Below are 19,815 nucleotides of genomic sequence, written 5' to 3' on the forward strand. Positions count from 1 at the left end.
AGCTGCGGTCTCGCCGCTCACGTTCCCATTTCCGCTCGGGCGGCGCGGGCAGCCCTGATTCCACCGGCGGTGACGCGGGCGAGAGCCAGGAGCAGTCCGTCTACTACACCGACCGTCTCAGCACGCTGATCGTCGAGCGGCTCCTCGCCCAAGCCCTGCGGGGCGTCGCGGAGGGCCACCCCGCAGCGGCCACAAGTTACGGCGGACGAAATTGCCGCACCTGTCGCCGGCCTTGCATCTCCAGCTATTGCTGGCGGCGCCATCCCCTTCCGCAGGGGAGTTGACAGGGATAGCTGAGCACTTTCCGATGGACCTCGGTCACTTCCAATCTCGTCGGCCCCGATGTCAGGAGTCGGGCTCGCAACGAGGAGAGCAAATGTCGACCTTTGGCTCGGTGTCCATAGACCGACCTGATCTCGAACTGAGATTCGTGGCGAGTGGTTCGCCACGCACTCAGGCCGCGGAGATCACCGGCGTGGTGAGGGTGACGCCTGAGCAACTACTGGAAGACGGAACCACTATGGTTCTGTCTGAGGGCTCGCTCGTCCTGATTTTCGGGATTTCCCCCTTCCGTATCCGCGGCAGAATCACAACCGTGCTCGATTTGTTGCTCCAGAGGATGAGCCGGGAGGGCGGCGCGGCTCTGGCCATCAGCGCTGCTCCAGGAGCACGACAGCCGTTCCCCCCGGCCATCGTGGACCGAGCAGGAAGGCTGGGCATCGCCCTACTGACCACGTCCGCTCCCGCCGAGTGCTGGCAAGGCGTGCATGAGGAGATCCAGCAGTCCCGTCTGAGGTTCGCTGAGCGCCGCGCTGCCCAACTCGGTTCCCTGGTACAGGAATTGCCCGCCCATCTGGCCGATTCCCGCGCGATGCAACGCATTGCGGACTGGCTCGCCCGGGTCCTCGACTGTCAGGTGCTGGTCAGTGAGCCAGAGCGTGTCCTCGCTGCCTCCCCGGCCACGGCTGCGGAACAGCTGGCCCAGGCCATCATCCGGCAATCCGTCGGAGGAGTTCGCCCCGAGATACCGTCCGGGCCTCACACCCAGCTCGTGTCGCTGGCTCCGCAGTCGGCTGCGAGCACCGTGCTCGCGGTTGCCCGCAAAACCCCTTTCGACGAGGAAGACTTGCGGCTGCTGCGGCATGCGGCAAAACTCCTCGGCCTCGTGGGCCAGGCGCATAGCGAGTACCGAGCAGCCTCAGGTGCTTCTCAAGCTGCGCGCAGCGCAGCGTTCGAGCTTCTTGTGGACGGTGAGGTTGACAAGGCGCGGCGCGTCATGGCCAATCTGGCGCCGGGGCTTCTGGAACCTGAGACCGCCCGCGTTTTCGTGGTGGAGACCCAGCCGGCACGCCGGGAGCTGGCTGAGCGCCGCTGCAGGACATCCGTCGGTCACCAGGCCCTCGTTGTGCCTGCGCCGAGAGACGACCGGCGGATACTGATCGTGCAGCCGATCCGTTCCGGCGAGGACACCGGAGTGGACGTCTCCGAGGAACTCACTCGCCTGGTGGGCGTCCTCGGACCTCCCTCGTCCCTGGGCGGCAGCGGCATCTACTCCATTACCCTGCTTGCCAACGCGCTCCATGAGGCCGTCACCGCGCAGCGGTTCGCTGCCTTCCAGCCCGACTCGGTGGCTCTCTCCGTACACGGCTCCGACCTTGTCAGCCTCCTGCCCCAGGCAGAAGCACAGCACTGGGCCCACCGACTGCTGATGCCGCTCATGCGCGGCCAGACGCAATGGGAGTCCATGCGGGAGACCCTCCCGGCCGCCCTCGCCTACCCGCACACGGTGGCCGCACGCCGGCTGCGCCTGCACCGCAACACTGTCATGCGGCGCGCTGCACGCGCTGCCGAACTCCTGCGCATGGATTTCGCCACCGTCAATGACCGCATTGCCGTCGCCCTGGCCATGGAGCTGGTCACACAGCGCGAGGCATCGGCCTCGCCGTACCTGACGGGTACGGAACCGCCGTCCCTGGCAGAGATTCTGGCTGCGCCTCAGGTGCAGGCCTGGGCGCAGACCCTGGTCCGGCCGGCCCAGGCGGACCGACGCGACTTGGTGTCCACGGCCCTGGCCTGGCTCACCTTCGACACCCACATCGAACCCGCGGCCCGCGCGCTCGGCCTCTCCGAGGTCACCGTCCGGTCCCACCTCCGGGCCCTGGAAGGCTACATCCAGCGTGACCTGGCCACCCTCGCCGGCGTGCGCGATCTCCAGTTTTCGCTGCACGTCGTTACCGGACAGCCTGACCTCCACTCGGCCAGACCTGACAGTCGCCGCCTGCTGACCCTCCAGAGCTGAGACCTGGCCCTCGTCGGCCTCGTGCGGGCCTGTGTCGAGTACCACGCATCAAAGTCGGGTCGAGCGAGCAGGTCGCGAGCCGTAGTGGGTGCCGTGTTGTCTCCCCTGGGGGCAGCAGCGGCGATGACCTACATGATCTTTCTGGCCAACCATCCTGATCTTCCCGCCCAGGGGTAGCAGTCCAGCCGACATGTCGCGCTTCCGCACCCGCACGCTTTCCAACTGTGGTGGTGGGGCGTTGGGCTGGGTTCAGGAGCGTTCACCTGCGTTCGTGAACGGCTGGCCGTCGGTGCGGGACGGCTTCGAATCTCGCCTAAACGTCCGTGTACGGCGCTTAATGAGACGGAAACTGAGACGGGCGTAGGCGTCCAGCCGGTACAGGTGTCGTCGAGCTATAGGCCGCGAAGTGCCTCGTAGAGGTCGCCGTATGCGCTCCAGCAGGTGATGCTGCCGTCGTCGTTGAGACTGCCCATGTACCAGTCGTCATCGTTCACGGCTTTCACCAGGCAGAGCCCGTGGAATCCCAAGACGATCTCGGGGTGGAGCCGCTCGCCTTGTGCCGGCCAACCGGTCACAACTCGATCGATGTCGAGAGATGTGGCCTCCCAGTCGCCGGAGACCTTACGGATCTCCTCCAGGGTCCAACCTGCCGGGAGCTGCCTGCCTGTCATCCAATGATGATGACAGCCACCGCACGTGCCGAGGACGGCACGGCTTCTCAGAGGTCGTTATCGTCTGATGTTTCATCCCGATATTTGCTGCTCTGTGTCTTCCGCGGGCCGCGCCACGAGATGGTGTTCTCGCTGGTGAGGCGGCGGGCCATGAGGTCGGTCATGGCAATGTGGAGCACGGCTTCGGATCGGGTGGGCAGGGTTCCCTAGTCGCGGGCGAGGTGGCGGTGGAGCATGAGCCAGCCGTAGGTCCGTTCGACCGCCCACCGCTTCGGGATCGGAGTGAAGCCCCTGGTCCCTGGCTTGCGGGCGGTGATCTCCATGGGCGTCGGGTGCTTCATCGTCGGTGTCCTGAACGTCGGCTGCAATGGTTGCCCAGTCAGTTCCAGCGAAGGCGTATCCGCTCAGTCACACGTCCTCCGCCCCTGTGAGAGGAACAGCATGGCAGACGTGATCGCCGTCAGGCTGCAGCGGCAAGAGCGGCTGGAAAGGCCGTCTGTTCGTCAAACAGCGTGTGGTGCTGGAGGCAGTGGTAGGGCTGGCCGAGCATGTGGTTGAAGAGGTTGCACTGTGCGGCGCCATGCCAGTCTCCGTGGTCGTCGCGTCGTCGCCGGTAGTGGGCCTTGGCGCAGACGGCCAAGTGCCAGATGAGTCGTACTGGATCCGGGATGTGTGCACGCCCGGCATGACCATCATAAGGAAGGTGCACTTCTGCGCTCGCATACGGCCGCCTGGTGCTAAGCCGATAGGCGGCAACGGCCATTTTGTGCACCGGTGATATGGCATCGCCTCGCGCATATGCCTAGCGTTGCTGATGCAAGCCCGGCTCAACCACTGTTACGAGTGAGGCACAAGCCGAACCCGCCGGTGGGGAGCCGATCAGGTCAGCGGCGAGCTGTCCCGGTGAGCGGCGACTATCTGCCGCACAAGCCAGGAGGCGGGTACCAGAGGGTGGTTGGAGCCACCGTCACGGCACCCGCTCTCGCCAGCACTAAACCAGGCCCAAGCCAGGGCCTGTGAAAAATGACTCTCAGCAGAGTCACCACCAGCAGAACTGAGGAACCACTGGGGCCTTCCACCGGCGTGTTCGAGCACGTCGGCGGTGTCCAGAATAGACCAGTGCGCCGTGCGAGAACAGCGTGGCCGCTGGACTTTCCTAGGAGAAGGCCCCCTGAGCCAGACGGGGCGAACGGCATGACCTTCAAGCACGCGACGGACCAGTCGGCATCGCCCACCACAGCGTGGGTTCGCCGGCGACGCTCCAGGGCGGAACGGGACCGCATGAAGGACCTCGGCGCAGCCGGGCTGAGCGGCTAGCACCCGACCACGCCCGACAGCGCGTCCCAGCCGGTTGCGGGTTTACCAGATCCTTGACCGGCGCCACGCCCGGGGAAGACCTCCTTCCCCCGAGCGAGCGGCGCGCGGCAGGAGCAAGGCGGCCTCCCAGCAGCTGCTCCTGCCGCGCCGCACATGGGGGGCGGATAAAGGGCCCTCCGCACGAGACCCTTGCGCCTGGCTACGCGCCTGCCGGACAACGTCCGGCCCACCCTCGTACCCCGATCTGCCGCCGCTAGGCGCAGGGGACACTCCCGGCTCACAGACCTTCCGTGCCTAGGGCAGCCACGCCCGCCGTCCACGTACCGGCGGCAGCCCGACACGGCCAAGCCCACTTACAGGCGAAGCGTCGGACCCCGTGCCGCGCGTTGGTCGACCCGTTCTGTCCCAAACGACGTATCCCAAGGAGAAGGCATGCGCATCGCCGCGCGCGTTGTAGCACTGACCAGCGCCGTTCTGTTGACGGCAGGCGGGGCCGCTCTCGCGGTCGCACCGACCGCCTCCGCCGTATCCAGGCCCTCCCAGTGCCAGTACGTATGGAACACCCCGCACAACGCGAAGACGACCGCAGTAGTCAACCTACGCACCGGCCCGAGTACGTCCGACACGTCGATCGGAATCCTCTCCAGGGGAACCGGCTTCACCCACTACTGCATCGCGTACCCCCACGGCAACAACTGGGCATGGGGCAAGGTCACCAGCGGCGCCAATGCGGGGAGGTGGGGCTGGGTCTACTACAACTACCTCACGCTCTGACCGCGGCCGTCCGTCCTATCGCTTGGACGCCGACTCGCCCAGCCTTCCTCGCTCAGCTGCGATCCCCGCTTTGGCCCGAGTCTGCCGAGGTCGATGCAAAGTTCCGCTTGTGCCCACACCGCAGCCGACCTGCTAGCTGGCGCACGAGCTGAGGATTCGGACACGGCAGAAGGTGTGGATCTGAGGACGCACGGTGGGACGGCTGAAGAGCCCTCTGCCCACTATGAGACCAGCGGACACCCGAACGGAACCTACACCGACCGTGCAGATGCAGCCCAACTTCCGGGCCGGACGGACGGGCCTCTTCCATCGTCCCGGCACCAGGCGCAGCCCGGCCGCTCATCCTCATCCCCCTGGGACGATCCACCGCGTTCTTCCGGCGCGGGCGCGGCCGGCTGCTCAGCGGGGGCGTCGTCCGCCCACGACGACGCCCCCGCCACATCCACCGGCGCCCGAACCCGCTGACGCCGGCCGCCCCACCGGGAACGTCGAGCGTCCGCACTTTCTGGAGCGTTTGTGTCAGCAACCACCCTGCCCGCCGCCGCCGAGGTTCCTGAACAATCCGCCCCACCCTCATGGCCGACCGCTATCTGGGCCCTGCTCGTCACCACGCTCGTGGCACGCAGCTTCGGCTTCGCCTACCCGTTCCTCAGTTACCACCTCAAGCACCTGGGCTATACCACCGAGGGCGTCGGCCAGGTCCTCGGTGTCTTCGGTATTGGCTGGCTCCTCGGCCAGTTGCTGACCGGATGGGCTGCCGACCGCATTGGGCGGCGCCGCACCCTCGTGACCGCGATGGCAACCGCCGCAGTCTTCCTTCCGCTGTTCGCACAGGCACATGGCTTCGCCGCCGTGTGTACCGGGGCCCTTATCGCCGGCATCGTCTACGACGCGGCGCGCCCGGTTGTCTCGGCGTTCATTGCCGACCTCATCACGGACGACGCGCAGCGTGCTGCGGTCAACGGATGGCGCCACGGCGCCGTGAACATCGGTGCGGCCCTCACCGGAGCGGTCGGCGGTTTTCTGGCCGCACATCTCGGCTTCCAGATCCTGTTCTGGCTCAACGCCGCCGCGTGCGGGGCATGCGCCTTCATCGCACGCCGCTCCCTGCCCGCCGACAGCCCATCCGCGATTGCGCCCTCCAGCCGCATCCCCCTACGGGCCGTGGCCCGCGACGCGCGGTTGTGGCTGCTGTGGGCGGGGAGCGTCTTCGCCCTGACGTGCGCGGCGGGGATGTTCACTGCGCTTCCGATGCTCATGGAGGACGACGGCCTGGCCGCCACCGCCTATGGATGGACGCAGGTCGCCAACGCCGGAACGGTGATCGCCCTCACCCCCCTGCTCACGCCGTGGCTCAGCCGCCGTTGCGGGGGACAGCGGCCCATGATCGGCACACTCGCGGCCAGCTCGCTCGTTCTGGGCGTCGGAATGGGCAGCGCCGGCCTCGCCGATACCACCCTCGGCTACAGCCTCGCCGTGGTCGCCGCCGTTCCCGGCGAAATCGCCTTCTTCATTGCCGCATCCGACGTCCTCAACAAGCTCGCACCCGAGTCCGCCCGCGGCCTGTACGCAGGCATCTGGGGATCCACCCTCGCCGTCGCCGTGATCGTCGCCCCGGTTGTCGCAGCCGTTTCCCTGGCTTCCGGCGGTGGGGCACTCGCCGCGCTCACCACCCTTGCCGCCGGCGCCGTGGGCGCAGCCCTGTGCCTGCCGCTCGCCGGGCTCACCCATCGGCGCACGGCCGCTCGCATGACCGCCGTGCCCGTCCCCGCCGCTTCCTGACCGCCGAACCGGAGAACCGCCATGAGACACACCACCACGGTGCCCAACCCGTGGGATTCCCAGCGCCCTTGGTCTCCCATTGCGACCGGCCGGCCCACGCCCACGACAAGGGCAGAGCGATGACCGCGATCGCTCCGGCCGAGCAGTCCGCCCCACCGACAAACGACCGACGACTGCTGCTCGGTGTCTTCGCCCTGCTGGGCCTCGCCATGGCGGTCTGGGGCACGAGGCTGCCCGCGGTCCAGAACACAGCACACCTCGGGCCGGGCCAACTCTCACTCGTCCTCCTCGGTGCCGCAGCCGGCATGGTCGCCGGACTCCAGCTCGGCGGACGCCTGGCACACCGGCACGGTTCCTCCCGGTTGCTGATCGTCCCCGCCATGGTCTTCGGCCTCGGTCTGGCCCTCCTCGGCCAGTGCCGAACCTTGCCGACCCTGATCGCCGCCGCGGTCGTCTTCGGCATCGCCCATGGGCTGTTGGACGTCGGCTGCAACGCCTCTGCCGTCCACTGCGAGCTCGCCTACCAGAGGCCGATCATGTCCGGGCTGCACGCCGCCTACTCAATCGGCGCCCTGTGCGGGGCCGCGCTCGCAGCCGTGACCACCTGGATGCCCCACAGCGTGCTGTTCGCGATGGTCGGCGCCTTCACAGTGCTCGCCGCGGTCATCGCCGTTCCGGGCGTACGGGCGTCAACTTCCCTCGATCACGCACCCCAGCGCCCCGAAGCAGTCCCGGACAAGGTCAAGCCAGCGCAGACTGCCCACGCCACTGTCTGGCTGCTCGGTGCCCTGGCCGCTGCATGCCTGCTGGCTGAAGGCGCTGCCGCCGACTGGTCGGCAGTTCACCTGCACTCCCTCCACAGCTCCGAGGCAACAGCGGCGGCCGCCTACGCCCTCTACAGCGCCGCCATGGCTGCGGGCCGGCTCGCCGGAGACCGGCTGACCAGCCGCTACGGAGCACCCGTCCTGGTGCGCGTCGGCGCAGCGCTGGGCGCCGCCGGACTCGGTGCCGCACTGATCGCCGGCAGTGCCCCGGCCGCCCTGCTCGGCTGGATGGCGCTCGGCGCAGGCCTGTCCACAGCCATGCCGGCCCTCATCACAGCCGCCGGGCGAGGAGGACCGCGTGCCGTGGGCACGGTCGCCAGTGCCGGCTACCTCGGCCTGCTCGCCGGGCCGGCCGCCATCGGAGCGATCGCCTCGCTCACCAGCCTGACCACCGCACTGGCCCTGCCCGTCGTCCTGGCGGTGGCCGTTGCCCTCGCCTCCTACCGAGCCCTGGAGTCTCGATGACCGCCTCCAAGCCCACCACCCCCAACGGCGCCGACCTCGAGGCGGTGATCCTCGACTACAACGGGGTCATCGGCCGCCAGCCCACCTCCGCCCAGTGGGCCCAGCTCGCCGACCTCGCGGGATGGCACCCCCACGAGACCCACGCCTTCCAACAGGCGTTCTGGCAGCGGCGGGAACCCTTTGACGAGGGCATCGCCGCCACCCATACGTTCTGGAGCGGACTGCTGCGCAACGGGCGGACCGCACCCCCGGGCAGCAGCCTCCTGGCCGCCCTCGGCATCGCCGACATCGCCATGTGGACCGCCACGGACCCGGTCGTGCTGGACCTTCTGCGCACAGCCCACGCCACCGGACTGCGTCTCGTACTCCTGTCCAACGCACCCAAGCCGCTGGCGAACGGCCTCGACGACGCCGACTGGTGCACCTTGTTCAGCGGGACCGTCTACTCCGCCCGCATCGGAGCCAACAAACCCCACAGGCGGGCCTACGAGGCCGCGCTCGAAGCTGCCGGACTGCCGCACCCCGCAAAGACCCTGTTCGTCGACGACCGGCTGGAGAACGTCGAAGCCGCCGAGCAGTTCGGCCTGCAGACCCTGCACTACACCGGCGACCCGGCCGCGCTCGCCCGCCGACTTCTCCAGCAGCCCGCCGTCTCACGCCCGGCCGCCCTCGCTACGAGCGCATGACCGCCTCGCGACGCCGTCCAGCCGGCCCGGCACCCGCCGAATCCCCATCAACCGGAGAGCCGACCATGAGCCTGACTGCCCTGAGCCCCAACGCCCGTGCTGTGACGAGCACGTGGCACTCCTCGGTGGTCGCACTCCCGGCCGAACGGCCCGCGGCCACTCCTTTTCACACCCGTGAGTGGGCCGCCGCCTGGCAGGCAGTGCGCACCGAGCAGGTCCGCAGCCGTCACCACCTCTTCCTCCAAGACGGCACGCGCCAGCACCGCATGTCGTTCTACCAGGTCAGCAACAGCCCGCTGTGGCACGCCATGGAATGCGAGGCCGGCGTCACCCGTCCGACCTTCGAGGCCGACGTCCTGTACAGCCCGTCCGCGTACGGCGAGTACGGCGGACTGCCCGGCGCGGCCGTGTCCGTCCTGGGCGAGACCGTAGACCGCGGCCGTGCGCTTGCCCGCGACCTCGGCACCGAGGCCCTGGTCATCGCGAACATCCCGCCCGCCGAGCGAACCCTGTGGAACCAAGCCCGAACCCCCGACGCCGAAGTCGTCCTGGCCTGGGCCCACCGAGCCCGCGTCGGCGCATCCGTCGACGAGTTCATCGCGAACTTCCCCTCCAGCACGACCGGCCGCGCATTCCGCAGCGAGCACCGCCGCGGCACCGACGCCGGCCTCACCCTCAAGATCGCCCGAGGTCTCGAACTCCTTTCCTACATCGCGGAGTTCGCTTCGCATGCCGGTCCAGCCAGCCAGAACCGGACCCTGTACGGAGCCGACATGTTCACCCCGCTCACCCGCGTCCCCGGCGCCGTCGGACTTCTCGCCGAACACCGCGACGGCACACTCGCCGGCGGCTTCTTCTGCTTCCGCTACGGCTCGGCGCTCTACCTATGGACCGCTGCCGTCGACGCCCGCAACCGGGACCTGCCGGTCTACAGCTGGCTGATGCACGAGAGCGTCAAGTTCGCCGTCGACACCGGCGCGAGTGTCCTGGACGCCGGCCGCTTCGACTACGCCTACAAGGCCCGCCTCGGCATGCTCCCCGTCGCGCTCACCTCCGCGGTCTATCTCACCAGGCCCAACCCTCACCTCATCAGCCGACTCGGCGCCCTGCACACGGGACTGAACCAGCACGTCCTGCGGGCCTGGAACAAGGCCTGACCCCGACCGGATCACCGCGGACACTCCCTGCCCGAACGACCGTCAGGACCACACCGTGACCCACCCATCGCAGCCCTCGAGATCGCCGCTGCTCATCGTCATCGGAGCAGGAAGCCGCATCTGGCGCGGATACGGACTGCAGCACATCGGCGCCCGCCACCGTGTCGCCCTCCTCGACGACCAGCCTCCCGAGTGGGCCAACGACCACGTTGTCCTCTCCGTCGCCGTCGACCTGGCGAACACCGAAGCAGTCGCCGCCGCCGTCGGCGCACTGGCCGCCGACCAGGGCGTTGCCGGGGTGCTCACCTACCTGGAGCAGCACGTCGTGCTCACGGCCCGGATCGCCGAGCGTTTCATGCTGCCCGGCAACACCCCCAGCGCCGTCGAAGCCTGCCGGGACAAGTACCTCAGCCGCTCCCTGCTCACCGCGGCCAATGTTCCCTCCGCACGCTCCTATCTCGTCCCGGACGCCGAGACCGCCGTCGAGTACGCGGTTCTCCTGGGCGGCCCCGTCGTCCTCAAGCCCCGGTCGATGGGCGGCAGCGCCGGCGTGCGCCGAGCCGACACCGCCGACCAGGTTCGCGACGCCTACCAGGCCGCCCGCGGCGCGACCCTCTTCGGACTGGAGAACACCGGGACCGCCGGCGTGCTGATCGAGGAGTACCTCGATGGCCCCGAGATCAGCGTGGAGTGCGTCGTCCTGGGCCACGAAAGCGTCCACATCGCCGCGATCACCCGTAAGTATCTCGGCGACGAACCCACCTTCCAGGAGACCGGCCACCTCGTCGACACCACCGACCCTCTCCTGGCCGACTCCCGCATCCACGAGGTCGCCCTCAGCGCGCTGCACACGGTCGGCATCACGAGCGGCGTCATGCACGTCGAGATGCGCCTGACCCACCAGGGCCCGCGCATCGTCGAGATCAATGCCCGGCTCGGCGGAGACCTCATCCCGCACCTGGTCCACCTGGCCACCGGCCTCAACCTGCCGCAGATCGCGGCCGACCTCGCCGTCGGCGCCGACCCCGAACTGGTCCCCAGCCAGCACCAGAACGCCGCCGTCCGCTTCCTCTATCCGCCCGTCACCGGCCGCGTCACGGCAATGCACACCGGCATGTTCGCCGCCTGGCTCAACCGCTTCGAGTGGCTCGCCGCACCCGGCAGCCACGTCAACGCCCCGGCCCGCGCCACGCTGCTGGACCGCCTGGCACTGGCCGTGGTCACCGGGCCCGACCCCGACATCTGCCACCGGCGACTGCAACTGGTCGAAGAGCGCAGCGGCATCCACATCCAGCCCGACAACGCCACCACCGCCTGCGTCGCCTGACCGCACGGCACCGACACCCACAGGAGACCCGACCATGGCCCTCGCCGCACCCCTTCACGCGGCGGCCGCGCCCGCGTACCGCACCGGCACCGCCGCCGTCATTGCTCCCGCTGACGCCGGTGACCGGTACGTGCCCGCGCTGGCCCGGCACGGCTGGAACTCCGTAGCGGTCACCGAACCCTCCCACCAACCGGACGACAACACCGGCTACCTCCGGCACATCACCCACCGCACGAGCCTGCGACGCACCGCCAGCCAGCTCACCCGCCTCGGAGTCCAGGCCGTCATCGCCGGCTCACCAGCCGGTACAGAACTCGCCGACCTGCTCGCCGCCCGACTCCATCTGCCCGGCAATGCTCTCCACACCGCGGACATCCGCCGCGATGCCGGACTCACCAGCGCCGCGCTACTCGACGCGGGAATCACCGCGCCCCGCAGCATCCGCACCGCACGCCTGGCCAACGCCCTGGAATGGGCCCCCTGCACGCAGGCGGCCGAACTCGTCCTCCAGCACCCCGACCCCACCCACGCCCATCCTTCCTCCGTCTGCCGCACTGAAGACGACATCCGCTCCGCCTGGCACCGAATCCACGACTCCAGCACCCAGCCGCTGGTCCTGCGCGAGCACCTCGCCGGCACCCACTACCGCATTCACACCCTCACTGGCCCCGGCAGCGACGGATCCACCGACCACAGCATCACCGCGATCTGGTCCGAGACCCGCACCGCCGACCAACAGGTATGCCGCGCCGACCTCCTGAGCCGCCACGGGCTTGTGGCCCGCGCCCTCGCCCTCTACATGATGCGCACGCTCACCGCCCTCGGCGTCCGCTACGGCCCCGCCCACGCCACGGTCACCTTCATCCCCGACCGCGGACCCGCCCTGCTGTCCCTGCGCACCGATCCCCACGCCGACTTCGCCACCGACGTGCTGCGTCAGGCCACCGGCCACGACCCCATCCGTGACACGGCGCTGCTGCTCACCACCGGGCGGCGCCCCGTAGCCCGCCACCTTCGCCGTGCCCACGTCACGAAGATCGCCCTGCTGCCGCGGCACGACGGTGCACTGGATCACGCCCTGCTGCGCACCATCACCGCCCTGCCCACCGTCGCCGCCACCACCGTGCTCACTGCCGACACCCCGGTTCGAGCCGGCCAGATCACGGGATGGCTCCTCCTCGTCGCGGACGACAGCCGCGCCATCAACCAAGACGACCAGGTCATCCGAGCCGCCGAGAACCTCGGCCTGTACGGGAGGCCGGCATGCATCCGCCCCTGATGACAGTCCGGCCCGAAGCACGAGTTCCACGTGAGCGCCTGACCCACCCGGCCCGCCCCGAGCCCAGCTGGAACCACCGGGGCTGGCCGAAGAAGCCGGACCGATACCCACACACCCGGATCCCTTCCTTCGCTGTGCCATCCCGCCCGTCCTCAGGAGCCCCTGTGCAGACCGCCCCCGCCACGGCCGAAAGGCCACTACACGCTGCCACCTATCGCAGCGTGCTGCGGGTGCCCCATGCCGCCCGGCTGCTGATCGGCACGCTGATCGGCCGCCTGCCATCGGGAATGGCGCCCCTCGCCATCGTCCTGATCGGCACCGAGAACAGCGGGTTGCAGACGGGGAGCGGACTGGCTGCCGTGTACCTGCTGGCCAACGCCGTGGGCGGGCCCCTGCTCGGCCGTTTGGAGGACCGGCACGGGCAGACAAGAGTGCTGACGACGAGCGCGGCCATGGCAGCCGGCGGACTCCTCCTGCTCACGGCGGACGGCGCACCTTGGGGGGTCGTGCTCACGGCGGTGGCCCTGGCAGGAGTGGCAAAGCCCCCGCTCGACGCGACGTTGCGTGCCCTGTGGAGCCCACTGATGCCGGACCGCGAGCACGAGCGGGTTGCTGTCGCGCTGGACGCGGCGGTACAAGAGCTGATCTTCATCGCTGGCCCCCTGCTTGTGGCCGCCCTGGCCTACACGTCGTCGGCCCGCTGGGCCGTGGTGGCAACGGCAGTTGTCGGGTTCGCGGGCACGGTCCTCGTCGTCACCGCGCCCCCTTCGCGTGCGTGGACGGCGCAGTCTCGCCGAGCGGACCGGCTGGGCCCGCTGCGGTCTCAGCCCCTGCGGGTTCTCTACACGGCCATGCTGTTCATCGGCGTCCCCATAGGCGCCCTCACCCCGCTCGCGGTCACCTTCGCCGACCAGTTCCAATACGCCGGGCTATCCGGCGTGCTGCCCGCCGCCGTCTCCGCCGGCGCCCTGGTCGGCGGACTCCTGTACGGGGCGCGCTCGTGGCCCGGCCCGACGGCACTGCACCTGGTGGTCCTCTGCGCTGGTTTCGCGACGGGCTGGATCCCCCTGCTGGCGGCCGGCAACTCCCTTCTCGCGGTCGCGGCGTGCTTGCTACCGGGCCTCGTCATGGCCCCGCTGCTCAGCGCGGCCTACCTCCTCACCGTCCGCCTGGCGCCGGCTGGCACGGTGACCGAGGCCAGCGCCTTGCTCGTTTCGGCTCTCGACATCGGATGCGCCGTGGGCACCGCGGCCGCAGGCCTCTCCTTCGCCCGCGCGCTCCTGCCGGCCGGCGGTGCTGCGGCCCTCGTCGTGCTCTGCGCCGCCCGCGGACGGAGACGTCCTCGGGTTCTTCCCACCGCCGTCGCCGAACCCCAGCAGGTGACCACGTGAACACCGTCCCCTCCCGCGCCACCTCACTCGTCCAAAGGACTTTCCCGATGATCGCACCGACTTTGCCCGCCGCGGCCTCGCCTGCGCCCGATCACCTTGCTGAACTGCGCACAGACGTCGTACGGGGGCTCACCACGTCCCCGAAACAACTCTCGCCGAAGTGGCTGTACGACGCGGACGGGAGCCGTCTGTACGACGAGATCACCCGGCTGCCGGAGTACTACCCGTTCAGGACGGAGCAGGCGATCATCGCCGACTCCTGCACCACCATCGCCTGGCTCACCTGCGCCAAGACCTTGATCGAGCTGGGCTCCGGTTCCTGCTCGGCCAAGACGCGCCTGCTGCTCGATGCCCTGGCCGGACCGCTCACCACGTACGTGCCGGTCGACGTGAGCTCCAGCGCACTAACCCAGGCATCCGCCTCCTCGCGGCGGAGTACCCGGGCCTGGCGGTGAAACCCCTCCTCGCCGACTTCACCGCCGCAGTCGACCTTCCGCCCACCGACGGGCCACGCCTGTTCGCCTTCCTCGGCGGAACCTTCGGCAACCTGCTTCCTCCCGAGCAGGCGTCGTTCCTGGGCACCCTCACCTCCACTCTGGCTCCGGGTGACCGCCTGCTGCTCGGCGTGGACCTGGTCAAGGACCCAGACGTCATCATTCCCGCGTACAACGACGCGGCCGGCGTGACGGCTGCCTTTTCCCTCGGTCTTCTGCGCCGCCTCAACCGGGAGTTGGACGCCGACTTCGACGTGAGCGCCTTCGAGCACGTGGCGGTCTGGGACGCGGACCACGAGTGGATCGAGATGCGTCTGCGGTCCCGCCGACACCAGACCGTCACCCTGCGCGGCGCGGACCTGGTCGTGTCCTTCACCGCGGGAGAGGAACTGCGCACCGAGGTCAGCGCAAAGTTTCATCCTCAGGGCCTTGCTGCCCAGCTCAACGCCGCCGGCCTGGAGATGAGCCACTGGTGGACCGACCCCGCCCGGCTCTACGGACTGGCCATGATCGCACGCGCCGACGACATCACCCCGGCGGCCTGATGCCCTCACAGCCCATCCCTCGCACACCTGTACCCGGACTCGGGCTTCCCGTGCCGACCGAAGGACGATGATGCGCACCACCGACGGCTCAGCGCACGCTGCACGTCCTCTGCCGCACCGCCTTGCTCATCCCGCAGACCCAGAAGGCAGCCGCAGCCGAGCTCACCCAGGGCTTCTACAACAAGCCGCTGCAGTGGCCTGTGAAGAGCTGACCGATCGCCGGGCGCCTCGTCAGTGCACACCGCGAAGCGGATGCGTCCCGCTCGACTGCCGCCCCCCACAACACGGTGCTCCGCCCGCGCGCAGCACCCTTTGCCCTTCTCGATTCGATCAGGAGTGATACCGATGCCTTCTCCCCACCCGTTCCCACGCCGCACGCGCACCGCCGCCCTCGGCGCAGCGGCGGCGTATTGCCTCACCGCCTGCGGAGACTCGCGATGACCGTCGTCCACCGGTCCTCCGACCGCCTCCCCGACCCCGGCCTCGAGTGGTTCACCCGCCAAGTTCCGGACGCCTCCTGGGAACAGGCACGCGATGGCCGCCTCGCCGCGTTCGTCCGAGCGCGCCTGGCCCACGTGCATGCCACCGGCTGTACCGAAGAACGAAAGTGGGCGGCCGGAGTCGGCGACGTCTTCGAGGAATGGGACAACAAGCGCGAACTGGCCGCCCGTGCCGACAACGACTTGTTCACCATGCCGATCAGCGCCCTGGGATGGGCTCTGCGCTGCATCGCCCACACCACGTGGCACAACGCTCCCGGCTGGGAGCCTGCCTTTCATCCCCAGGCGGCAAGCGCGGAAACCGTCCCGGAGCCCCCCTCATGACCACGCCACCCCCAGCCAGGCCACCACTCCGGCCCGGAATCCGAATTCACCCTCGACTACGAGATGCCAGCCTGGTATCGGGCCCATCAGGCGCCGCAGGGCGCAGCCACCGGAGTCCCGTCAGCTGAACCGGCGTTCGCGCCGGTGCCCCCGATCGGATGCCGGGTGTGCCGCGTCGCCCCGTGGCCTCGTGCGCGATTCGCTCTCACCAAGGCTTCATCGTCCTCATGAGATGGCACAAGGTAGACGGTCCGTTCTGCGCCATCTGCGGAGTCGCCCTGGTGCGAGAGCTGACCACCAAGACTCTCTGGCAGGGCTGGTGGGGCGTCGGTTCCCTGATCGTCGGAACCCCCTTCGCCCTGCTGTCCAACTGGGGCGCCTACCGCAAGTTGCGCCGACTCCAGCCCGCCATCCCCGTACCTGGCACGCGTCAACATCCGCCCAGGAAGCCCATCTTGCACCGTCCGCTGGCGTACGTAGCCCTCGTCCCGCTGATCTGGGCCGCCACTGTGCTCATCCACGTGATCACCTCGGCCGCCTGAACACGGCCACCAGCTCGGCCTCGCCCGGCGAGAAGACGAGACGCCCTCTCCACTCCGCCACAAAAAGGAGACCCGCACCGTGAAAACCAAGAGCACGAAGGCCGGCCGGGCCAGCCAACGGCCCAGGCCGCACTGACCTCTCCTCCGGGCTCCGGGCTGGGCCGCCGATCTTCACCCGCACGACGGCCTCGGGCCGACCAGGGGTCCGAGGACTGGTCCTGCGCCTCGCGCGCGAGGCATCCCGCAGCGAACAGCCTCCGTCATGCCCCCAGCCCCTGCACCCACGAAAGGACCTTTGAGCATGAACAGCACATCCCTCCCGCACCGTCGCCCCCTGCGCACCTTGTGCCTGCTGACCGTCGTCACGGCCGCGGCGCTGAGCGGCTGCACCAACGACGGCAAGCCCGCACACGATGGCCCGACCAGCGCACCACCCACCAGCGCGCCTCCTCGCGGCGTGGTGACCCGCGCCGAGGCTGACGAGATGGTCCTGGTGATCGCACCGCTGGCCCACAAGCAAGAGAGCCTCGTCAGGAACTCCGGACTCCCGATAACCCCCGGCAAGACCGAGTCCGTCTACAACCGGACGCCGCGTGCCCTCGTAGCCGACCAGTTCCAGGGCGAGACCGTCGTCCATCTCCCCCTCCAGGGCAAGCCGGAGATCCTCGACTACCGCTACGCCATGGTCGGCTCCCGCTGACCTCGAGCCCGCCCACCCCACCACGACCGAGGGAGACCGCGGTGCCCCTGAATCAGTCACTCACCACCGACATACACGAGACGATCATCATCCTCCCGAACGGCAGCATCCACACCCAGGGTCTTTTGCGGAAAGGGCCCGAACCGCCCGAGGTCCTCATCGAGCGAGTGTGCGCCCCTCTGCGCACCGCAGCCGGGCAGCAGCGCCGGCCGATCAGGCTCAGCATCGGACACGCCGACGGACGCGTCGAGCAGCACCAGATCACCAGCGACGGCACCATCCACCCCGCACAGGTACCGGCCGCCGCAGACGACACGGCCCCCGACCCGATATGGGGCCAGGGCATTCCGGAGGACACCCGGCTCCTGGACAGCGTGCGAGCAGCCCAACGCGCTGGACAGTGGCATGCCGCGCAGCACGCCGCTCACCGCGCCACCCAGCACCTCGTCGCTCAGCACGGCCGCGACCACCCATACACGGCGATGGGGGTCGAACTGCAGGCACACTTCGCCCTGATGGCCCAGGACCACGCCGCCGGGGCCGCCTTGGGCACCGAGGCCGCCATCGCGATGCACCGGCTGGGCGGACCTCGGGCACGGATTCGTCACAACCTCGCGAACGCGGTCGCCGCCTGGATCCACTCCGACCGCGACACCCGCCCCGGCGGGCCCGGCTTCGCCGTCGCCCACGCCCTGGTCCGCATCACCCCCAACGACCAGGCCGCCCTCACCGCCCTGCTGCGCCAACTCACCTAGGACTGCACATGACCACCATTTCTCCACCCCGGCGCCCTGCCGTACCGCCGCGCTACCGGAACATCAGCGGCGGCGGGCCCGTCCGCCCTCCGCGGCCGCACCGCCCGGTCCCCCGCACTCCGCCGGACACCCTGAAGCCGCGCTTCTCCCACACCGTTTCGCCGCAGCCCCGCAGCTTGGCGCACTCTCCGAGACCGAGCTCTACCCCGTTCAGCGAGTTCGCGACCGAGCCGGTCGCCGCGAAATGCACGGCCCTGCCCACCAAGGCGGACGGCGGCTGGCTCCGCAGCCCCTTTCATTCACGCTGATCAAGACGGCGCCCGTGATCGACGCCTGGCGGCTGGAATCCGCAGGAGCCGTCGACTCCCAGGAACACCCTGGGAAGCACCCGATCTTCCCACCGCCGCCCGGTCCTGGGCTGACCGACCAGGGGCCCGTCGGCGTCCGGCACGGGATAGTGACCAGTTCAGCTCTGCGCGACCGTGTTGCCCCGCGAGGGCGTGCCATGTAGGCCGCCGGCTTCTGACCAGAACCGGGGCGAGGCCAGCGGCCGGTGCTCATGACTACGGTTTGGCCGTCCGTCTCCAGGAAGAGCACGGTGTGTCCGTCACGGCGCGCACGGATGAGCTGAGAGTGCAGGCACTCACGAGAATGCGGATCGTGCACAGCGAAGACGGCGACGACACGGTCATCACCGCCGAGGATGCCGCGCGCAACGGTGCCCGGCCCGTAGCCGTCGGCGAACGCGATGCCCGGGTCCTTGCCCTTCTTGTAGGGGGCGTTGGACATGAGGTAGGTGTTGTCGTCCCTGACCCACCACAGGGAGGCACAGGCAGTCTGGCTGGTCTCGGCCTGGTTGGACGCGGGGATGTGGCTGCCGTTCGGGGGCGAACATCGCGTGGCCGGCGACGGCCAGGGCTTCATCCAGGGCGAACTTCAAGGTGATCACGGGTGGGAAGAGCCCTTTGGAGAAGGAGGACGGTGTCAGCTGCTTGCCCGCCCTATCGACCGGGGCGGGTGCGCTGCCGTGCGGCTCCAACGGATGGCGGTCACGGCGCGGGCTCGAAACCCTCGGCTTCGTCGACCAGGTGCTGGCCACAAGCCAGTTCCTCATGCGCGCGCTGCACGGCGTCGCTGTGACGGTCGACCAGGTATTCGCACGCCCACCAGCTGCCGGAGCGCTCGCTGAGCAGGGCGTCGATCGCTTCCTGGTCTCCGTCGCCGACGGTGTGGGACTCCTCGATCTCGAGGGTTTCGGCGTCCCAGCGGCCGATCAGGAGTACGGACACGGATGGTCCTTCCTTCGTGGGGGCCGGGCGGGCTGCGTGGCATCCGGCCCCGGCGACATACGGAGTGGTCAGAGGCCGACGGAGCGGAGGCACGCGTCGATCCGGGCCACCTGTTGGGCATTGAGTTCGGCGTCGCTGTCGGCCGGGACGTCCGAGAGCCAGCCGCTGACGGCGTCGGCCTGGATGCCGTAGCACCGGGCCACGACGGCGTCGAACGAGGCCTCGGGGTCATCCAGAAGTGTCAGGACGGCGTTTACCGCCAGGTTGTCGATGTCGTCCGCGTGCTGGTCGCGGATCGTCCGGGCAGCGGCGTCGACCCCCGCGTTCACGGCGGCCGAGACCTGTTCGGGGCTGTAGTGCATGCCCGCGTACAGCTCCGAGGTGTCCTCGACGTCCTCGCCCCTATCGGCGGCGGCCTGCGTGGCCGTGATCTCGATGTGCCGGGCGTACACATCCGCCCACGGCGCTCCGGCGCTGTCGAGGTAGGTCAGGGCGGCGGCCGTGGCCCAGCTGAAGCGCTCAGCGGTGGCGGGACGGCCCGACTCGTCGGCGGCCATCTCCATCCCGGCTTCGAGTGCGGCGACGACGTCGGGGTGGGTGAACGTGTTCGTGATGACTGTGGTGCTCACTGCGGTGTTCCTTGCTTGGGGCGTGGCGCTGTTGCTTGGCGTCGGGGAGGGCCGGGCTGGCACGC

General features: G+C 69.4%; 16 protein-coding genes and 3 pseudogenes. 14 read left to right on the forward strand and 5 right to left on the reverse strand.

The genetic code is table 11. The annotated features are described in order from the left end of the window. Positions 1–376 precede the first annotated feature (376 nt). Entirely contained in the window at positions 377–2,299 is a 1,923-nt protein-coding gene (locus ACFYO5_RS35300; RefSeq protein WP_388717055.1) for a helix-turn-helix domain-containing protein, read from the forward strand. Between the two features lie 392 nt (positions 2,300–2,691). On the opposite strand, the gene ACFYO5_RS35305 is transcribed toward ACFYO5_RS35300, so the two are convergent. The 3 genes and pseudogenes from ACFYO5_RS35305 to ACFYO5_RS35315 form a co-directional block, all read right to left on the reverse strand. Next, complete coding sequence (locus ACFYO5_RS35305) at positions 2,692–2,970, reverse strand: hypothetical protein (RefSeq protein ID WP_388712855.1); 279 nt, start codon at positions 2,968–2,970, stop codon at positions 2,692–2,694. Between the two features lie 72 nt (positions 2,971–3,042). Beyond that, positions 3,043–3,293 (reverse strand): annotated as a pseudogene (locus tag ACFYO5_RS35310) (IS5/IS1182 family transposase); the annotation flags it as partial. Positions 3,294–3,430: 137 nt separating this feature from the next. After that, positions 3,431–3,598: pseudogene (locus ACFYO5_RS35315) on the reverse strand (IS110 family transposase); the annotation flags it as partial. A gap of 1,166 nt (positions 3,599–4,764) precedes the next feature. Between ACFYO5_RS35315 and ACFYO5_RS35320 the strand changes: the two are divergent. The 13 genes and pseudogenes from ACFYO5_RS35320 to ACFYO5_RS35380 all read left to right on the forward strand — a co-directional run bounded on the left by ACFYO5_RS35320 (position 4,765) and on the right by ACFYO5_RS35380 (position 17,832). Continuing rightward, positions 4,765–5,061 carry an SH3 domain-containing protein gene (locus ACFYO5_RS35320; protein WP_388717058.1) on the forward strand — a complete coding sequence of 99 codons (297 nt, stop codon included), beginning with the start codon at positions 4,765–4,767 and terminating at the stop codon, positions 5,059–5,061. Positions 5,062–5,577: 516 nt separating this feature from the next. After that, complete coding sequence (locus tag ACFYO5_RS35325; protein WP_388717061.1) at positions 5,578–6,843, forward strand: MFS transporter; 1,266 nt, start codon at positions 5,578–5,580, stop codon at positions 6,841–6,843. A 119-nt stretch (positions 6,844–6,962) separates the two neighbouring features. Continuing rightward, positions 6,963–8,132 carry an MFS transporter gene (locus ACFYO5_RS35330; protein ID WP_388717064.1) on the forward strand — a complete coding sequence of 390 codons (1,170 nt, stop codon included), beginning with the start codon at positions 6,963–6,965 and terminating at the stop codon, positions 8,130–8,132. Next, on the forward strand, positions 8,129–8,818 hold the full coding sequence (locus tag ACFYO5_RS35335; protein ID WP_388717067.1) for an HAD family hydrolase: 690 nt from the start codon (positions 8,129–8,131) through the stop codon (positions 8,816–8,818). The genes ACFYO5_RS35330 and ACFYO5_RS35335 overlap by 4 nt, the downstream gene beginning before the upstream one ends. A gap of 65 nt (positions 8,819–8,883) precedes the next feature. Continuing rightward, on the forward strand, positions 8,884–9,975 hold the full coding sequence (locus ACFYO5_RS35340; RefSeq protein ID WP_388717070.1) for a GNAT family N-acetyltransferase: 1,092 nt from the start codon (positions 8,884–8,886) through the stop codon (positions 9,973–9,975). A 55-nt stretch (positions 9,976–10,030) separates the two neighbouring features. Then, positions 10,031–11,302 carry an ATP-grasp domain-containing protein gene (locus ACFYO5_RS35345; protein ID WP_388717073.1) on the forward strand — a complete coding sequence of 424 codons (1,272 nt, stop codon included), beginning with the start codon at positions 10,031–10,033 and terminating at the stop codon, positions 11,300–11,302. Positions 11,303–11,336: 34 nt separating this feature from the next. Next, a complete protein-coding gene (locus ACFYO5_RS35350; RefSeq protein WP_388717076.1) occupies positions 11,337–12,581 on the forward strand; it encodes a glutathione synthetase in 1,245 nt (414 codons plus the stop codon). Positions 12,582–12,745: 164 nt separating this feature from the next. Continuing rightward, on the forward strand, positions 12,746–13,972 hold the full coding sequence (locus tag ACFYO5_RS35355; RefSeq protein ID WP_388717079.1) for an MFS transporter: 1,227 nt from the start codon (positions 12,746–12,748) through the stop codon (positions 13,970–13,972). Between the two features lie 47 nt (positions 13,973–14,019). Continuing rightward, positions 14,020–15,011: pseudogene (egtD, locus tag ACFYO5_RS35360) on the forward strand (L-histidine N(alpha)-methyltransferase). A gap of 437 nt (positions 15,012–15,448) precedes the next feature. Further along, positions 15,449–15,835 (forward strand): hypothetical protein, encoded by a 387-nt coding sequence (locus ACFYO5_RS35365; protein WP_388717082.1) that lies wholly within the window; start codon positions 15,449–15,451, stop codon positions 15,833–15,835. Between the two features lie 227 nt (positions 15,836–16,062). Beyond that, positions 16,063–16,377 (forward strand): hypothetical protein, encoded by a 315-nt coding sequence (locus tag ACFYO5_RS35370; RefSeq protein ID WP_388717085.1) that lies wholly within the window; start codon positions 16,063–16,065, stop codon positions 16,375–16,377. A 301-nt stretch (positions 16,378–16,678) separates the two neighbouring features. After that, the gene (locus ACFYO5_RS35375) at positions 16,679–17,077 is read left to right on the forward strand and encodes a hypothetical protein (RefSeq protein ID WP_388717088.1); all 399 of its coding nucleotides are present in this window, start codon (positions 16,679–16,681) and stop codon (positions 17,075–17,077) included. 41 nt (positions 17,078–17,118) lie between these two features. Continuing rightward, positions 17,119–17,832 carry a hypothetical protein gene (locus ACFYO5_RS35380; protein ID WP_388717091.1) on the forward strand — a complete coding sequence of 238 codons (714 nt, stop codon included), beginning with the start codon at positions 17,119–17,121 and terminating at the stop codon, positions 17,830–17,832. Positions 17,833–18,881: 1,049 nt separating this feature from the next. On the opposite strand, the gene ACFYO5_RS35385 is transcribed toward ACFYO5_RS35380, so the two are convergent. Together ACFYO5_RS35385 and ACFYO5_RS35390 are read right to left on the reverse strand one after the other, a co-directional pair. Further along, positions 18,882–19,121, reverse strand: coding sequence for a hypothetical protein (locus ACFYO5_RS35385; protein ID WP_388717094.1), 240 nt, complete (start codon positions 19,119–19,121; stop codon positions 18,882–18,884). 68 nt (positions 19,122–19,189) lie between these two features. Further along, complete coding sequence (locus ACFYO5_RS35390; RefSeq protein WP_388717097.1) at positions 19,190–19,750, reverse strand: hypothetical protein; 561 nt, start codon at positions 19,748–19,750, stop codon at positions 19,190–19,192. Positions 19,751–19,815 lie beyond the last annotated feature (65 nt).

Source organism: Streptomyces sp. NPDC006259 (genome assembly GCF_042870975.1).
GTDB lineage: Bacteria > Actinomycetota > Actinomycetes > Streptomycetales > Streptomycetaceae > Streptomyces.

Coding starts and splice junctions, on each gene's coding strand:
- ACFYO5_RS35300 (WP_388717055.1), top strand. CDS start 377: ATGTCGACCTTTGGCTCGGTGTCCATAGACCGACCTGATCTCGAACTG.
- ACFYO5_RS35305 (WP_388712855.1), bottom strand. CDS start 2,970: ATGACAGGCAGGCAGCTCCCGGCAGGTTGGACCCTGGAGGAGATCCGT.
- ACFYO5_RS35330 (WP_388717064.1), top strand. CDS start 6,963: ATGACCGCGATCGCTCCGGCCGAGCAGTCCGCCCCACCGACAAACGAC.
- ACFYO5_RS35335 (WP_388717067.1), top strand. CDS start 8,129: ATGACCGCCTCCAAGCCCACCACCCCCAACGGCGCCGACCTCGAGGCG.
- ACFYO5_RS35340 (WP_388717070.1), top strand. CDS start 8,884: ATGAGCCTGACTGCCCTGAGCCCCAACGCCCGTGCTGTGACGAGCACG.
- ACFYO5_RS35350 (WP_388717076.1), top strand. CDS start 11,337: ATGGCCCTCGCCGCACCCCTTCACGCGGCGGCCGCGCCCGCGTACCGC.
- ACFYO5_RS35365 (WP_388717082.1), top strand. CDS start 15,449: ATGACCGTCGTCCACCGGTCCTCCGACCGCCTCCCCGACCCCGGCCTC.
- ACFYO5_RS35370 (WP_388717085.1), top strand. CDS start 16,063: ATGAGATGGCACAAGGTAGACGGTCCGTTCTGCGCCATCTGCGGAGTC.
- ACFYO5_RS35375 (WP_388717088.1), top strand. CDS start 16,679: ATGAACAGCACATCCCTCCCGCACCGTCGCCCCCTGCGCACCTTGTGC.